This window comes from Acinetobacter sp. GN11, assembly GCF_054823985.1.
The window spans coordinates 1-553 of record NZ_JRVL01000195.1 but is presented as its reverse complement, the minus strand read 5'-3'; the positions used below and the strand labels follow the sequence as shown (position 1 = coordinate 553).

1 pseudogene is annotated in these 553 nt (G+C 42.0%); it reads left to right on the top strand.

From position 1 onward, the window contains the following. Positions 1-453: 453 nt before the first annotated feature. A pseudogene (locus NL42_RS15495) lies at positions 454-553 on the top strand (TetR/AcrR family transcriptional regulator); the annotation flags it as partial.

The window sequence follows — 553 nt, the reverse complement described above, 5'->3', positions numbered from 1 at the left end:
TGCTGGCCTACATTGCCAGTCGGTCGTCGCGGACCGTCCCTTAGGAGCATTAAAGGTTTTATACTTTTAGTGTGTACACCCTCGTGCCCCCTCTATGGTGGAACGGAGGGGGACACCCTTGGGTGTGCTGGAGTCTTAAGGCCAGTCCGCGAACCCCCTTCGTTCTGCCACCATAATTTTAATGTTTTGGCAGAACTCCCAATAAAAAGGAGTTGGCTTTGCACATCCATTATTTCTTGGCTCTCAATGCCAAAAGCTATAACGACACAGCTTAAAAATTTAAAGCAGCTTGAATGCCCTAAGGTTTTCAGGCTTTAAGTCTTTTTTATTTAAAACTTAGCAATAACAAACTCGAGATGTGCCAAGCACAGTCTTTATAGGCTTTGCTATGCCTTTTTTTCTCCCAAAAAAGTATCTCATTTAGAAACAACAAGAATTTATAACGGTAAAACGATGCCAAAGTTAGTTCTCCCTACACGTGCTATACAAGTTATTAATACGTCGATTTATTTATTTCACCATCACGGGTTTCATACCGTTGGGGTCGATAAAA